This window comes from Coleofasciculus sp. H7-1, from assembly GCF_057473865.1.
Map to the genome: position 1 here is coordinate 105,908 of NZ_JBYCCT010000057.1, position 14,419 is coordinate 120,326.

The window sequence follows — 14,419 nt, forward strand, 5'->3', positions numbered from 1 at the left end:
AGTTTTGCCTTTTGTCTGACTTTTGCCTTTTAACTTTTGCTTGCTTGCCGATTAGTTTTGCCGCGATCGCCCTTTCTTTGCAAAGATTAGATTGTTTGCCACAACGGCAGTTATGGCGATATCAAGACCTAAGTAAATTCATAAGGGAAGCAACATGGCGGGAAAAACAATAAATAGTAGTGCCAGTGGTTTTCTTGTTGTCCTCTTGCCAATGGCGTTTGCGATCGCCTTCCTGTTTGTAGCATGGCCTGTGCTACTGGCACTGGTGTTGGTGGGCATCTGTTTGAGGCTTTGGCAAAACTATCAATGGCAAAAGTGGAGCCAGCAAGTCAATCCCTTTTTCCATCAGCTGATTCAGGAAACCCAAGGGCGCGTTACAGCACTCGACTTGGCAATGAAAGCAAATCTCTCTGGAGCGGCAGCGCAGCGGTACTTGGATACAAAAGCCCAAGAATTTGGGGCACGCGCCCTTGACTATCAAGACAAAGGCAAAGTGTATTACTTTATCACCGCTAACACTTTAGGTAGCATCTTTGACGACAGCGAACCTTCCAGCGAATCTTATTTCAATGATGCCCCAGAAGCTTTGGCACCTTCCCGCAAGGAGCCGCAACCGCAGGAATCAGCGGACGAGGAGTTGGAGGAACCTGAAGAACCCACTGACGAACAGAGGGATTCTAAAGCGCTGATCCAATCCGAACTTGCAAGGCGGCTGGATGTTCATTCCAGTACCATTCACAAACGCAGAAGCGAGCCATACTTCGCAGATTGGAGCCAGGGTCGAGATCCAGAAGGAATATCTTGGAGATTTGAACCCGACAGTATGCTGTTTTTCCCCATCGAAACCGAGTCCTAAAAGGAAACAGGACTTACGCAAAGCTTATACATATAGCCTTTTTTCGGGTTCAATCCCCTTGTGGTTGCCCCCCAGATGTGGTGATGTTGCGTAAGTCCTATATATTTTGCTTCTCTTGTCAAATAACTTCTACTAGACTAGCGCTCTATAAACAGGCAAGTCCGTGTTGCCGATCGAGTGAGTTATCCCTCCCCGGAGGATTGAGAAGCATTAAGAAATTAAAATGATCCTTAAAAAAGAGGCAAAATAAGAAAACAAAGGTTAATAAAACGGGTTTGCATCCTACCGCATCCAACCTGTGGAAAGCATTTATGAATGATCGAACCAAAACTGCCTGCTAATCAAGCGGTTAAGCTGGATACGAATTATTACCCTCGTATCTTTAATAAGAGTATAAGCTTCGTGCCGCGTCAGATTAGCCCAAAACAAGCAGAAGCACTGCGAATCATCGCTCGTCAGGTTGCGACTCAACAAAAATTACGCCGTGGTTTGAACCGTTTAACCCGTGTCCCCCAACCGCACCCGCGAGAGGAAAAGCGGGAGCGTTTCTTTACGATCTCAGAGGAGCGCCTGCGCCTACTAGAATCAGTTGTTGTCAACGCGAATGACGCGATTGTAATTACGGAAGCGGAGCCATTGGAAGAGCCGCTTGGCCCCAGAATTGTCTATGTGAATAATGCCTTTACCCAAATGACGGGCTATCAACCGGAAGAGGTAATCGGCAAGACTCCCCGCTTGTTGCAAGGACCGAAAACTGAGCGATCGCAACTCGATAAAATACGTCAAGCTCTGTCACGATGGGAGCCGGTCAGAGTCGAGTTGATTAACTACCGCAAAGACGGCTCCGATTTTTGGGTAGAACTGAATATCTTACCCCTGGCAGATAGTACGGGTTGGTTTACCCATTTGCTGGCGGTGCAACGAGATATTACCGAACGCAAAGCCGCTGAGTACGAACTAAAATCCTATGCGCGTGCCTCAGCAGCGGTGGCGCAACTGGGTCAACGGGCGCTCTCTGGCACCAATCTTGACGCGCTGATGCAAGAAGCGGTGACTCTGGTTGCCCAAACCTTGGAAGTGCCCTATTGCCAGGTTTTGGAACTGATGCCGGGAGGCAATGCTTTCTTCCTGCGGGCGGGCATTGGCTGGCAGGAAGGGCTGGTGGGTTCGGCAATCATCGGTGCCCACGATCGTTCCCAGGCAGGATATACCTTGCTGACGGGTCAGCCGGTGATTGTGGAAGACCTCCGCATCGAAACGCGCTTTTCAGGAACGCCACTGCTGCACAACCACCGCGCGATCGCTGGCATGAGTGTAATTATTCATAGTCAGGGGAACCCGTTCGGTGTTTTGAGCGTTCACACCCCGACCCAGCGACGGTTTACTGAAGACGAAGTTCATTTTTTGCAAGCAGTTGCGAATGTCTTGGCAACCGCGAATGAACGCCAGCTGGCGGAAGAGGCGCTGCGGGAAAGCGAAGAGCGCTATGCGCTGGCAGTTCGCGGGAGTAATGAGGGGTTGTGGGATTGGAACCTGAAAGCCGAAACCGTCTATTTTTCGCCCCGCTGGAAATCGATGCTGGGTTGCCAGGAGGATGAAATTGGCGATAGCCCGGATGAGTGGTTGAGCCGCGTGCATCCAGAAGACTTGGAGCGAGTCAAAAGCGCGATCGCTGCCCATGTAGAAGGGCTGACTCACCACTTCGAGAAAGAATATCGGATGTTGCATAAAGATAAAACCTACCGCTGGATGCTTTGTCGAGGACTGGCGATTCGAGATGCCAATGGCAAAGCCTACCGCATGGCAGGATCGCAGACGGATATTACAGACCGCAAGGTGGCTGAGGAACATCTAATCTATGATGCATTTCACGATCCGCTAACAGGTTTGCCAAATCGAGCCTTATTTATGGAGCGGCTGTCCCAGGCGATCGCGCGAGCCAGAAGACAGTCACAATATCAGTTTGCTGTCCTATTTCTGGATCTGGATCGCTTCAAAGTCGTCAATGATAGTCTCGGTCATGTCGTCGGAGATCAACTGCTGATTGCGTTAGCAGATCGGCTGCAAAGCAGCGTCGCTTCTTGCCTGCAAGCCTCTGTGTGTGGCAGCCATACTGTGGCACGGCTTGGGGGCGATGAATTCGTCATTTTACTAGAGGAAATTCCAGATATCGGCGTCCCCACTGCGATCGCCGAACGCATCCAAAAAGACCTCCAGCAGCCTTTCAATCTGAGCAGACACGAGGTTGTCGTGACAGCCAGCATTGGCATTACCTTAAGTGCAATCGAGCAACGAGATGGCTCATCAGCCACTTACAAAACTTGCCCCTACCCCGGAGACATTCTGCGCGACGCCGACATCGCCTTATATCGAGCCAAGGCGCTAGGCAAAGCCCGTTACGAAGTGTTTACCACCGCCATGCACACTCATGCGGTGGCTCGCTTGCAGTTAGAAAACAATCTCAGGCACGCCCTAGCCAGGACTGAGGTAAAAGACGGGCATCAAACAAAAATGGTCAATTCTGGTTACTCTTCACTCAGTCCACCCTTCGGGAAGGCGAAGCGCCTAGAGTCCGCATCCCTCAGTCATTCCTTCATCCTTCACTATCAGCCAATTGTCTGCTTCTCGACTGGCAGAATTACTGGTTTCGAGGCACTGGTGCGCTTGTCTCACCCGGTTCGCGGCTTGGTTTCCCCAGTTGATTTTATCCCTATCGCCGAAGAAACAGGTCTGATTATCCCCTTGGGAGCTTGGGTTCTGCGCGAAGCCTGCTGTCAGATGCGTCTCTGGCAACAAGAATTTCCCGACTTAGCGTCTTTAACCATGAGCGTTAATCTTTCCAGCAGACAGTTTTCAAAACCCAATTTAGCCGAGCAAATTAAGCAAATTCTTCAAGAAACCGAGTTAGCAGCGCCAAGTCTCAAACTGGAAATTACGGAAAGTGTGGTTATGGAAAATGCCGCCGCCGCTACGGCTACTTTAGAGCAACTGAGCAACTCCGGCATTCAACTCAGTATTGATGACTTCGGAACCGGCTATTCCTCTTTGAGCTATTTGCACCGCTTTCCGCTCAATACTCTGAAGATTGACCGCTCTTTTGTCAGCCGGATGGATGCAGAAGGCGAAAATTCCGAGATTGTACAAACAATTATTACCCTGGCTCACAATCTGGGATTAGATGTGATAGCAGAAGGTGTAGAAACAGCGACTCAGATGGAACAACTGCGATCGCTACGCTGCGAAGCTGGGCAAGGATTCTTCTTTTCTAAGCCACTAGATAGCGAATCTGCTAGAGCATTCATTGCCTCAACACCCCAATGGTAAGACAATTAAAAATAAGATAATTTTTAATTTCTATGAATCTGCTCACTATTTATAAAATCCCTCAACAATTTTTGCACTTGTGGTAGATTAATGTAAACCTTGGCGGCTTCAATTAGATTCATAATGTTTGCCGGACTCGCATCATCGATATCGTCACTTAACCGTTTCCCAGTCAACTTGCTATCTAATTTGAATTGCAAGCGCAAGTAACGATTATCCTCATCAATCACCTGTTTGGCAATGTAATTATTAATATCTGATGAAGCATCAAATATTACATCAAGAATCGGTAATGCCCACTGAATCGCACCCCATTGTTGGGCACTTTCCAGCGGAATTGCACGGGTAAGACTTCCCGTACCGAGGGATAAAACCGAAATTTCGTGGGGTTTATAGCCCAACCGCAGGGCTTCAGCGATCGCGCAAGCTGTAGGATTATTTGCCCCAACACCGCCGTCAATGACTGAGTATACGTTGGTGACTCGGTAAGTTGAAGTATTATCGGGCACTGCACTCCACGGCTCATCCACAAGCGCCATCCGATTCGCCCCTCTGTAACCAATAATAGTGCGAATCTGACCGCGTCCCGTCCCGCCAGTGATTTCAATCTGCATTTGATTGTAATCCCCATTGTCTTCTGCGGCTTCTTGCCCTAACGTAATCGAGTTCGTGTCTCCGCCTTGGGCAATGCCTTCTTCCTTTTTCTCCAGTTTATGTGCAGGAAAAAAAGTTGGGGCAGAGGCAGAACAGAGACACGCTTCCCATAAGGGAACTTCCGCAAAAATTTTGCGCCAGCTTTTAAAAATAATCGGTTCTCGGTTAATTGTGTCGTAGGCAGTAATCAAGAGATTTGTTGAAGTGATATCCGACAGTTTTTTGTATTTAAATTCTTCTTTGAGAGAGTCAATCAAACCTTTGTTTGAGTACTTGGGGGCAGAAGGGCCGTACTGAAGAACCAACCCTACCCGTTGCGGAGACCAAAGGCTTCGGTAGGGAAAGATGCGAGTTCCTTTTTTCTGGTACACATCCACGATATCCTGGGCTTGGCGATCGCTAGCAATTGCCGTCGCCAAAATTGACCCCGTGGAGGTTCCTGCGATTAAGTGGAAGTATTGACTTAAGGGCTGACCGATAATTTTCTCAATCTCTGTCAGCATCGTTGCAGAAATGACGCCCCGAATACCGCCACCGTCAAAGCTCAAAATGCGAAAAGTCACGCTTTTTTTCTCCACAAAAAACTGCTGTAAAGTCTAATGGCTAATTGCTAATTGTGCCTTGTTCATGGGTCTTCTTCCCATTACCCATTCCTTTTTTGATTCGTTCTCGTAATGTCAATCGTGATTTTGCCGCCAAAGTCTGGAATCGGTGCGCCCGGTTTCGTTAATCGCACTTGGACTTGTGACACTTGCTGGAATTCTAAGATGGCGTCTGCGATCGCGCTGATTAACTTTTCTACTAAGGCAAACTTAGAGGTTTTTACCAAATGCTTCACTGTCGAAATCACCTGGCGGTAATCCAGAGTGTCTTCTATGGCGTCGCTGATGCCTGCTGGTGCCAAATCTAGCCATAAAGTCACGTCCACTTCAAACCATTGTCCCAATACCTGCTCTTCTGGTAGGTAGCCAGTGTAGCCGTAGCAGCGAATTCCTGTTAGCTGAATGCTATCCATTTCGTCAAAAACTTTAATATTTACCTTGTCTCGTTCCCAGACTCAACTTAGAAGAAACCAATGACTCTTTACAAATCTCGATGGGTGAAGGGTTTGGCATCTGCACCGCTATAAGTAGCAGCAATATGCCCATCACCAGCGATTTGATATTTGTATGTCACCAGTCCTTCTAAGCCCACCGGGCCGCGAGGAGGCATCATTTGGGTGCTGATTCCCACTTCTGCGCCCAATCCGTAGCGGAAGCCATCAGCAAAGCGAGTTGAACAGTTATGAAATACTCCAGCAGCATTGACTTGTGCCAGAAAAATAGTGGCAGCGGCGGCATCTTCTGTGACGATGGCATCAGTATGGCGAGAACCGTAGGTATTAATATGGTCAATGGCTTCTGAGAGAGAATCCACAATTTTGATTGAGAGAATTAAATCGCTGTATTCTGTCGCCCAGTCGGCTTCTGTCGCCTGTGGAATGTTCAGAATTTCGCAAGTGCTTTCATCTCCCCGCAATTCTACTTTCTTTTCTTGCAAAGTATTAGCAACTTGCGGTAAAAATTCAGATGCGATCGCTCGATGCACCAGCAGAGTCTCCAAAGCGTTGCAGGCGGCTGGGTAATGGGTTTTGGCGTCTACGGTAATCGATACAGCTTTTTGCAGATCCGCTGCTTTGTCCAGATAGACATGACATATCCCTTCGGCATGACCCAAAACAGGAATGCGAGTATTTTCCTGCACGAAGCGGACAAAGGAATTTGAACCTCTGGGAATAATTAAATCCACATATTGATCTAATTTCAGCAGTTCTAAGGTTTCCTCTCTAGTTGTCAGTAATTGCACCACATCTGGGTTAGCTTCAGTCTTCGCTAATCCCTGGCGAATGGCTTTCACCAGTGCTTCACAAGAACGCACCGCTTCCTGTCCCCCTTTGAGGATGACACCGTTGCCAGATTTGATCGCAAGAGTGGAAATTTGCATCACCGCATCGGGACGCGCTTCAAAAATCACTCCCAGAACGCCTAGAGGGCAGGTGACGCGCTTGAGGATTAATCCATCATCTAGTTCCCGGTGAACCTGCACTGCGCCCACGGGATCGGGCAGACGTCCCACATCTCGCACGCCCGCGATCGCTGCTTTTAGCTTTGTTTCATCTAATTTCAAGCGGGCGTAAAGCGGTTTGGGAATTCCTGCCGCCTCCGCTGCCTTGCAATCTGCCGCATTCGCTGCCACAATCTCTGGTGCTGCGGCTTCTAGCGATCGCGCGATCGCTTCAATCGCTTGGTTTTTCGCCTCTGTGGACAGCACTGCCAAGCTTCGCGCTGCTTGACGAGTTTTTTGAGCGATCGCACTTAAAGACATGGAAGCAATCTGGGAAACAGTCATGGCTCTGAATCAAACGCCTACGTTCAAGCCAAAGTTTAACAAAATGTGGCTTCTGTTTAAATTTTCATGGGTGGGATGCCTGAGTCAAACGGGAGCATCCCGATGACAGCAAAGATAAGTCCACAGGCTAGAAGCCTGGGGCTAGAAGAACGAAGCCTACCAACGCAACGGCTTTATATTAGCCTGCTCTGGTCAGGCTTTATTTGTTTAGCCGCGACTTTAGACTTAATTGTTATTTATAAAAAATATAAGTATTATAAAAATAATATTTAAAAAAAATACAAAATCAAACTTAAATGAAGATACATCAAAAAAAACTGTTGGTTGCTGCTAGCTTACCCGCAGATAAACAGTTGCAATCAAGACAACAGTTGCGGATTGATTTGGCTCAAGAGTGCCAAAAATCGCAGCAGTTACGGGATGATTGCGCTAAAAAGCTCCAAAAATTGCAGCAGTTGCAAGTTGATTTGCCTAAAAGCTGTCAAAAATTACAGCAGTTGTTGGCTGATAGTGCTAAAGAGTGTCAAAAGTCGCAGCAGTTACGGGCTAGTTCAAATAGAAGTGTTCCGATCGAGCTGTTAGACTTTGATTTAGATGGACGCCTTCCCGCGATAGAAAAGTCGTCCTTAGATTCATTTAAGGATTTCGAGGCGCTCGTCCAATCGCAGTTTGAGGTAGATGCTCGTCTGCAAATGATAGATCAATTGGAGTTAGAGGTAGCAGAAAATTTGCGATCGCTTGAGAACTCCCTTGAGCAATTGCCGTTTGATTTAGGCAAATTTCCGCCGAAAGAAGAGCAGTTGATAGAAAATCGGCAGCTAGATGTCTTAGATAGGGATATATCCCAGGAATCTCCCGATAACCCTGAGTGGGGAAAAGTTATAAAAGCGATTGACAAGTTTCTCGCTCAATATTTAAGCGGAGATGGGTCAGAGGATGATGAATTTATCGCCAGCGACACTCAAAGAGTGTCGCTGGCGGCGATGAATTTTTTTATCTAGACCCCTTAAACAAGGGCGTTATCAAGAGGCAGTTCAATTACTCAAGCAATCCTGCCACGATACATCTGTAGGGGCTTTTTCTGTGCCATTCCCCTACCAAACGTTAGAACCGCAGTATATTCCATCCAACTGAGAAACGCTATATGTTCTCAGGACTTACGCAACATCATCACATCTGCCACCGCAATCCCCCAGGGGGATTGAACCCGAAAAAACGCTATATGTATAAGCTTTCCGTAAGTCCTGTTCTAAATTTCGGAAATTTTCTTCATCCCGCATGTAGTTTCAAAAGGGCGAACACTGCAAGCGCACTGTTCGCCTTCTTCTTGGTGCTGATGACTCGAACCGACAAACCAGTTGGTCGCAAATTTCATCGCAAATTTATATAAGTATCAGTTTTGTGTGAAGAGTATATAAAGTTACACAGTTTCAGTATTTTGACGGAAGATATTGGAATTCAATGACCTCTAAGTTAGGTAAAGAACAGTCAGGAAGTGGGCTTCAGAAAATGAGTGCAGTTTCAAAAAATGGATGGGATTCCTGGAGAATGGCATCAATCGCGATCGCTCGGAATGCAAGAGCATTGGAACAGCTATCGGAGAAACTGACCTCAAAGTACACAGATTCAGAGATGGCTGGGATATGGCGGCAGGCACGGTTGGTGCTGGCAGAAGAAGATGAGTGCTGGCTGGAAGAGGAACTGTATCGCATCCTAATTCAGGATTCCCAAGTAGCAGCTTGAAAAATAAAAAATTCAGAGTTCCATTTTTAATTCGTTGGAAGCTGCTAACTGAGCTTTAGCTTGTTGCCAAAGCGTTTCCAACTCATCTAATGTGTAATCAGAGAGAGGACGGTCTGCAAAAGCCTCCATTTTTTTCAGACGCTCAATAAATCGCTGATTCGTTCCCTGCAAAGCTTCTGAAGGATCTAGATCGCACCAACGGGCAAGATTGATCGCAGTAAATAATAAATCTCCCAGTTCCGCTTGCTGATGAGCTTTGTCTTCCTGTTGCAGTGCCTCTTCAAATTCTGCTAACTCTTCGTGAAACTTTGCCCACACGCCCTCAATATTCTCCCACTCAAACCCAGCCGCCGCCGCCTTTTGAGATATCTTCATCCCTGCCATCAGCGGCGGCAATGTGCGGGAATAACGAGTGAGTTTGCGACTTAGCAGCTGAGTGTCTTGAGTCGTTTCTCCTTTTTCGGCGGCTTTGATCTTCTGCCAATTTTGGTGGACTTCCTCAGCACTTTCGACTTCAACATCTCCAAAGACGTGAGGATGACGGCGGATCAGCTTTTGAGTAAGCCCCTGAACCACCTCGGTTAAGCTAAATTGCCCGGATTCGCTGGCAATCTGAGCTTGTAGTACCACCTGTAATAATAAGTCGCCCAGTTCTTCAGCGATCGCATCTTTATCCCCAGTGCGAATCGCATCTACCACCTCATAAGCTTCTTCGATTACATACGGGGTGAGGGTTTGGGGAGTCTGCGCTAAATCCCAAGGACAACCTCCACTAGGCGATCGCAACTGGGCAACAACCTCAATCAACTGTTGCAGCGCTTCTAGTGCAGTTTGAGGCATGGGATAAGCAGATTCTGGGGAATTCAACATAAACGAAAACTCAGTTTGCCTTTCGATCTTACCTTCGCGTCCTCTGCGTCTTGGCGGTTGGTTTCTTAACTCTACGCCGATTCACTTTGCCTATTCGCTTCCGAGTCTTCACCCGCTTAGGCATCACCGCCTTCAATCCATCCCTTTGAAACCGCTTGTAGGCAGAACCCCCCCAGTCACTCAACGAGTGACTCATTGCACCCAATTCCAAACCCACAAACAGCGCCATCCATTCAGCCGGGTATTGAGACGATCGCTGCACCTGATTCGCTACCACCTGCCAAGTCCACCCGACACCCAAGACTAGCTGTAGCATCCCCAATATCAATAATCCCACGAGAAAGAGCCAGCAGGAGAGATAAAGCGATCGCACGATTGTCCCAATTGCCAACCCGTGGGAAAAAATAGATCGGTGACGCAAACTCTTCTGGTAGGGTATCCAAATCCACCGCAACCAGCCCCAGCGCTGATAAGGACGGGAGTTTAGATCCAAGTCTGGGCTAAACATTAGCCCGCTGAATAAAAATCCTCCGGAAACAATTAACGTCAGATCACCACTGCGAGTCAGCCCGAACGTCATGCCAGCCACCCAAGGCAGGCACCATAAAGTGATACGATCGTGCGTCCGACCAGAGGGCATCCGTTAGAATTTGATATTTTTTAAAATTTATTCTGTTTGAATATTAGCAGCGTCTGCTATTATCTAAAAAGTGTGTGAACTTGGGCGGTTAGCTCAGTTGGTAGAGCGCCTGCCTTACAAGCAGGATGTCACTGGTTCGAGTCCAGTACTGCCCATCTGAAATTATATAGTGACTAAATTATTTTTCGTTGGTGACAGATTAATGTCGCTGAGACAAATTAGGTTTCATCCAGATTCGTTTGGAGAAGCTCAGGGAGCGAGAATCTCGGCACCACAATAGCACATTATGTGGGTTAAGAAAATACAACAGAATTTGACAAGCTTCGGGCAACATAAGGAGTCCTGATTTCCGTGAAGACATCGCAGACATTTCAGAGTTGATCGAGTAAAACCGATATAGTGGTTTTGAAGTTCTGGAGTCTACGGATGTCAAGCGATCGCCTGCGCCAAGTTGAAAGAAATTTGACCCGTTTGCGTCAGCAATTGGCAGGAAAAGAAGATGCATTGACGACAATTGCCCCGGAAGAACGGGTTCGGATCAAGCAGCAGATTGCCGATTTGAAGGCAGAGATGCAGCCGTTTGAAAAAGAATATTGGCAGATTTTGGCGGATGAGCCAGCGACAACTGCGATCGCCGAGCCAGAGCTAGAAGTAGTCGTTGCTGAGATTGTAGAACAAGCAGGGCAACTGCAAACCAGTCAGCAATATCCTGATGAGGTGCTGGCATGGCTACAGAAAATTTATACCGAAGTTAGTAAGCCGGGAACACCTGCGGCAGCTAAGTTGAAGGGAGCGCTGTCGCTATTGCCGCCGTTCGTCAGTTTGTCCTACGAGGCAGAGTTGGATACGGAGAACTTTTTACGGACGAATTTTCCGACGTTCACCAAGTGGTCTAAGGCGCTGGCAAAAAAGTTGTAGCCCGCACTCCAGATCCAGATCCAGGGCCAACGCAAGCTAGGCAGGATTCCTCCCAAGAGAAACTGCTGCAAGCCGTCACAACGGAAGTGCGGGAACGGCTAGCGCAGTCGTTGCACAATGCTGTTTGGCTAACTCTGGGAATGGAGCAACAGGACTATCGCGTGCAGCGTCCTTGGTCAGTAAAGGTTGTGCAACAATCACAGTCAACGATGCCCCTAGCTGCTGGAACTCGAATTGTGGAGGTATTTGATCGCCCAGAACTTGCCCGTCAATTGCTAATTCTGGGTGAACCAGGTGCGGGTAAGACAACGATGATGCTGGAGTTGGCAGAGGATTTGCTCAAACGAGCGATCGCAGACAAAGCAGAGCCAATCCCAGTGTTGCTCAGTTTGTCTTCTTGGAAAAATCCGCAGCAGTCAATTTTTGAGTGGCTAGTAGGCGAGTTAAAGAGCAAGTATGGGATTCGTCAGGATTTGGCGCAGCAATGGCTCAAGAATAATCAACTGCTACCGTTGCTGGATGGGCTGGATGAGGTAGCACCCCAGCATCAAAAAGCCTGTGCTGTGGCGCTCAATGCCTGGTCAATCGGAGAACTGGAGCAACGTCCTTGCGGCGTCCTAATTTGCTGTCGGCGAGAAGAGTTTGAGCAAGTAGTACGGCAGCCTTTGAGCCTGTATGGGGCAATCTATTTGCAGGCTTTAACCATCGAACAAATTGAGGACTATTTTGCTCGGTTTGGGTTGCAGGATGTGTGGCAGACGGTACAGCAGGATGAGGCGTTGCAGAAGTTGCTGACAACGCCACTATTTTTGTCGATGTTTGGGTTGGTGCAGACACAGGGCAAGTTTTCGCTCTCTGATTGGCGATCGCGCACCACCTCTGATCTGAAAATTGAGTATTTGCTCGATACCTATTGGGAAGCAGCGATCGAACGAGAGCTAATTATCGACCCTGTTGAACGACAACAAGGCATCTGTAGCAAAACCTACGGCAAAAAGCTACCACCAACGCGACAAGCGGTTCAAAGGGCATTGGTTTTTGCAGCAAAGGCGCTGGAACAAGAGTCGCAGACAGAGCTTTTGATTGAGAGGATGCAACCGTCTTGGCTACCAGATAAACAGCAGAGAAACAGTTATAGGTTATTGTTTATGCTGTTTTTTACATCAGTATTTACAGTAGTTAATTCGTGGGCTAGACTTTTTCCCGAATCATTGCTTCCTTTAGTAGCCACACTTCCTTGGCTGAAATATTTGCTAACAATGGACAATATTGTTCCTACTGAAAAAATTCAGCGAATTTCAAAAGTACAAAGTTCATCTATAAGCGTAGTGCTGAGTTTATCCTCGACGATTCTTTTCGGAGTTGCTTGGCTTACAACAAAAATAGGAACGAGATGGAGCTATTTACTAATAGTATTGCTATCTGGCGTAGCGATCAATTCTTTTGTTCGCTGGCTTATTGCAAATATGAGGGCAGAGATTCAAACTCAAGTAGTTGCAAATCAAGGCATTAAAGATTCATGGAGAAATCTATTCTTTTTTGTATTGTGTGTATTGCTATTCACTGGTCTACTCTGTCTCCGTTTTCAATTCAGCATCCGTGTTTTTATAGAGAGAGGCTTTTCGCCTCAAGTGTTTTTTGGTTACATCATTTACATCATTGGGTTTGCATCCTTTGAGGGTGGCGGAAACGCTCTACTTCAGCATTTTGCTCTCCGTCTTGTCCTCACCTGGAATCGCTACGTCCCTCCACGTTACGACCTCCTGCTCAACTACTGCACCGAGCGCCTTCTATTGCAGCGGATTGGCGGTCGCTATCGGTTCATGCACAAACTCCTGCAAGACCACTTTGCCAAGATGGATTTGGGGTGAAAGGATGCAGCAGTGTAAGGGGGCAATGAAGAACCTTAAAGTTGCGATCGCATTTGAGAAAAGGAAGGAATGCGCTCACAATTTCGACCGCATCTTTTGCCACTCCTCAATCTGCTGTTGTAACTCCTGGATGCGATCGCATGAAAGCAGAATGAAGGTGTGCGATCGCTAATTCATTCCCTCCCAACTTCGATCGCATCGCTTCCCACGCCTCAATCTGCTGTTGTAGTTACTGTTTGGGCGATCGCATTTTGCCTGATGAGTGCGATCGCTATTTTGCTCTCGGACGCAACTCGAAAGCGAAGTCAGCACGATAGAAGCACACATCAAACTCTGCAAAGAAATTCATGTGTCCAAGAATCGGCGGAGCTTCTCTAGATTCTCTCCAGGCAAATGCAAGCAGGACAGAGGGAAACTCAGCAACTGTGGCTGACAGCACCAAGCCTCTTGCTTCCATCCGAGCCAGATTTCCGCTCAACTGGATTGAGACTGATTGAGACTGTCTGTTCCTCCCAGACTGCACCCAGTTGCAGACCGACTTCGTAAGGCAACACATTGACGCTTGCACCTGTGTCCAGCAAAGTCATAGCTTCTACAGAGCGGTTTCTGTAGGTCAGCATTATTGGTAGATACGGCAAGGTGCTGGAAAGACCGAGGCTGTTAGTACGCTCGATAAAAGGAAATCTCTTGCCGTCAAGCATCGCTTCCTTGCTTTGCTACCAGTAGCAGATCTGATAGCGTTTTGGCAGCTTCATGCGCCTCGTAGGGCGACCACACTACAGCTTCAGTAGATGCCAACTGTTTTAACAGCAAAGCCTCTTGAGCCTGACTATCGTTTGCCTCAAGTTCGCAACCCTCTTCCTTCGCTACTGCTAGTAGAAGAAAATGGATGAGGCGTAGCTTGTCTTGGTGAGATAGCTGATTGACAGCAGGCAGTAATTCAGAAAGAGGCATAAATGACAGTTTTACTGATTAGCCTAGCTTAGGATTGATCGGGCTGGCAAACGATATGCCACAATTGCTGGTAACGGGACTTAAACAATGAATTAAAACCAAATGAGTTATGATCCATGCCAGATAAGAAGTTCACGTTGAAAAATACCCATGAAGGAAACTACACCCGACGCAATGCCTCCATGCTTTGAGAAATGGTGC

General features: G+C 47.6%; 14 protein-coding genes, 1 tRNA gene and 1 pseudogene. 9 read left to right on the forward strand and 7 right to left on the reverse strand.

The features are described from left to right. The first annotated feature begins 154 nt into the window (after positions 1-154). Positions 155-856, forward strand: coding sequence for a hypothetical protein (locus AC2VDX_RS14910; protein ID WP_378182002.1), 702 nt, complete (start codon positions 155-157; stop codon positions 854-856). A gap of 315 nt (positions 857-1,171) precedes the next feature. Then, complete coding sequence (locus AC2VDX_RS14915) at positions 1,172-4,180, forward strand: EAL domain-containing protein (protein ID WP_378181999.1); 3,009 nt, start codon at positions 1,172-1,174, stop codon at positions 4,178-4,180. 23 nt (positions 4,181-4,203) lie between these two features. Here AC2VDX_RS14915 and AC2VDX_RS14920 read toward each other — a convergent pair whose 3' ends face one another. The 3 genes from AC2VDX_RS14920 to AC2VDX_RS14930 form a co-directional block, all read right to left on the reverse strand. After that, positions 4,204-5,397, reverse strand: a complete 1,194-nt coding sequence (locus AC2VDX_RS14920; RefSeq protein ID WP_378181996.1) for a patatin-like phospholipase family protein — start codon at positions 5,395-5,397, stop codon at positions 4,204-4,206. Between the two features lie 80 nt (positions 5,398-5,477). After that, a complete protein-coding gene (folB, locus tag AC2VDX_RS14925) occupies positions 5,478-5,849 on the reverse strand; it encodes a dihydroneopterin aldolase (RefSeq protein WP_378181993.1) in 372 nt (123 codons plus the stop codon). A 68-nt stretch (positions 5,850-5,917) separates the two neighbouring features. After that, complete coding sequence (locus AC2VDX_RS14930; protein WP_378181990.1) at positions 5,918-7,222, reverse strand: glutamate-5-semialdehyde dehydrogenase; 1,305 nt, start codon at positions 7,220-7,222, stop codon at positions 5,918-5,920. Positions 7,223-7,518: 296 nt separating this feature from the next. On the opposite strand from AC2VDX_RS14930, the gene AC2VDX_RS14935 reads away from it, so the two are divergent. Both AC2VDX_RS14935 and AC2VDX_RS14940 read left to right on the forward strand, forming a co-directional pair. Beyond that, positions 7,519-8,223 carry a hypothetical protein gene (locus AC2VDX_RS14935; RefSeq protein ID WP_378181987.1) on the forward strand — a complete coding sequence of 235 codons (705 nt, stop codon included), beginning with the start codon at positions 7,519-7,521 and terminating at the stop codon, positions 8,221-8,223. A gap of 508 nt (positions 8,224-8,731) precedes the next feature. Further along, on the forward strand, positions 8,732-8,965 hold the full coding sequence (locus AC2VDX_RS14940; protein ID WP_378181984.1) for a hypothetical protein: 234 nt from the start codon (positions 8,732-8,734) through the stop codon (positions 8,963-8,965). A gap of 12 nt (positions 8,966-8,977) precedes the next feature. Here the strand turns inward: AC2VDX_RS14940 and mazG are convergent, their stop codons facing one another. Both mazG and AC2VDX_RS14950 read right to left on the reverse strand, forming a co-directional pair. Further along, on the reverse strand, positions 8,978-9,835 hold the full coding sequence (mazG, locus tag AC2VDX_RS14945; RefSeq protein ID WP_378181981.1) for a nucleoside triphosphate pyrophosphohydrolase: 858 nt from the start codon (positions 9,833-9,835) through the stop codon (positions 8,978-8,980). 28 nt (positions 9,836-9,863) lie between these two features. Next, complete coding sequence (locus AC2VDX_RS14950) at positions 9,864-10,475, reverse strand: metal-binding protein (protein ID WP_378181978.1); 612 nt, start codon at positions 10,473-10,475, stop codon at positions 9,864-9,866. Between the two features lie 82 nt (positions 10,476-10,557). Here AC2VDX_RS14950 and AC2VDX_RS14955 point away from each other — a divergent pair. The 5 genes from AC2VDX_RS14955 (at position 10,558) to AC2VDX_RS14975 (ending at position 13,642) form a co-directional block, all read left to right on the forward strand. Then, positions 10,558-10,630, forward strand: a tRNA-Val gene (locus AC2VDX_RS14955). 271 nt (positions 10,631-10,901) lie between these two features. Further along, the gene (locus AC2VDX_RS14960; protein ID WP_378181975.1) at positions 10,902-11,393 is read left to right on the forward strand and encodes a hypothetical protein; all 492 of its coding nucleotides are present in this window, start codon (positions 10,902-10,904) and stop codon (positions 11,391-11,393) included. An 86-nt stretch (positions 11,394-11,479) separates the two neighbouring features. After that, positions 11,480-13,264, forward strand: a complete 1,785-nt coding sequence (locus tag AC2VDX_RS14965) for an NACHT domain-containing protein (RefSeq protein WP_378181972.1) — start codon at positions 11,480-11,482, stop codon at positions 13,262-13,264. 25 nt (positions 13,265-13,289) lie between these two features. Then, positions 13,290-13,436 (forward strand): hypothetical protein, encoded by a 147-nt coding sequence (locus AC2VDX_RS14970; protein WP_486928189.1) that lies wholly within the window; start codon positions 13,290-13,292, stop codon positions 13,434-13,436. After that, a complete protein-coding gene (locus AC2VDX_RS14975; protein WP_378182257.1) occupies positions 13,424-13,642 on the forward strand; it encodes a hypothetical protein in 219 nt (72 codons plus the stop codon). Before AC2VDX_RS14970 ends, AC2VDX_RS14975 begins: the two co-directional genes overlap by 13 nt. Here AC2VDX_RS14975 and AC2VDX_RS14980 read toward each other — a convergent pair. Continuing rightward, positions 13,536-13,965 (reverse strand): annotated as a pseudogene (locus tag AC2VDX_RS14980) (retroviral-like aspartic protease). The gene AC2VDX_RS14975 and the pseudogene AC2VDX_RS14980 overlap by 107 nt on opposite strands. Beyond that, entirely contained in the window at positions 13,958-14,218 is a 261-nt protein-coding gene (locus tag AC2VDX_RS14985; RefSeq protein WP_378181969.1) for a hypothetical protein, read from the reverse strand. Before AC2VDX_RS14985 ends, AC2VDX_RS14980 begins: the two are co-directional and overlap by 8 nt. Positions 14,219-14,419 lie beyond the last annotated feature (201 nt).

Bases quoted from the DNA above. Each gene is read 5' to 3' on its own strand.
- AC2VDX_RS14985 (WP_378181969.1), bottom strand. From the start codon at position 14,218: ATGCCTCTTTCTGAATTACTGCCTGCTGTCAATCAGCTATCTCACCAA.
- AC2VDX_RS14940 (WP_378181984.1), top strand. From the start codon at position 8,732: ATGAGTGCAGTTTCAAAAAATGGATGGGATTCCTGGAGAATGGCATCA.
- AC2VDX_RS14960 (WP_378181975.1), top strand. From the start codon at position 10,902: ATGTCAAGCGATCGCCTGCGCCAAGTTGAAAGAAATTTGACCCGTTTG.
- AC2VDX_RS14910 (WP_378182002.1), top strand. From the start codon at position 155: ATGGCGGGAAAAACAATAAATAGTAGTGCCAGTGGTTTTCTTGTTGTC.
- mazG (WP_378181981.1), bottom strand. From the start codon at position 9,835: ATGTTGAATTCCCCAGAATCTGCTTATCCCATGCCTCAAACTGCACTA.
- folB (WP_378181993.1), bottom strand. From the start codon at position 5,849: ATGGATAGCATTCAGCTAACAGGAATTCGCTGCTACGGCTACACTGGC.
- AC2VDX_RS14935 (WP_378181987.1), top strand. From the start codon at position 7,519: ATGAAGATACATCAAAAAAAACTGTTGGTTGCTGCTAGCTTACCCGCA.
- AC2VDX_RS14930 (WP_378181990.1), bottom strand. From the start codon at position 7,222: ATGACTGTTTCCCAGATTGCTTCCATGTCTTTAAGTGCGATCGCTCAA.
- AC2VDX_RS14950 (WP_378181978.1), bottom strand. From the start codon at position 10,475: ATGCCCTCTGGTCGGACGCACGATCGTATCACTTTATGGTGCCTGCCT.
- AC2VDX_RS14970 (WP_486928189.1), top strand. From the start codon at position 13,290: ATGAAGAACCTTAAAGTTGCGATCGCATTTGAGAAAAGGAAGGAATGC.
- AC2VDX_RS14915 (WP_378181999.1), top strand. From the start codon at position 1,172: ATGATCGAACCAAAACTGCCTGCTAATCAAGCGGTTAAGCTGGATACG.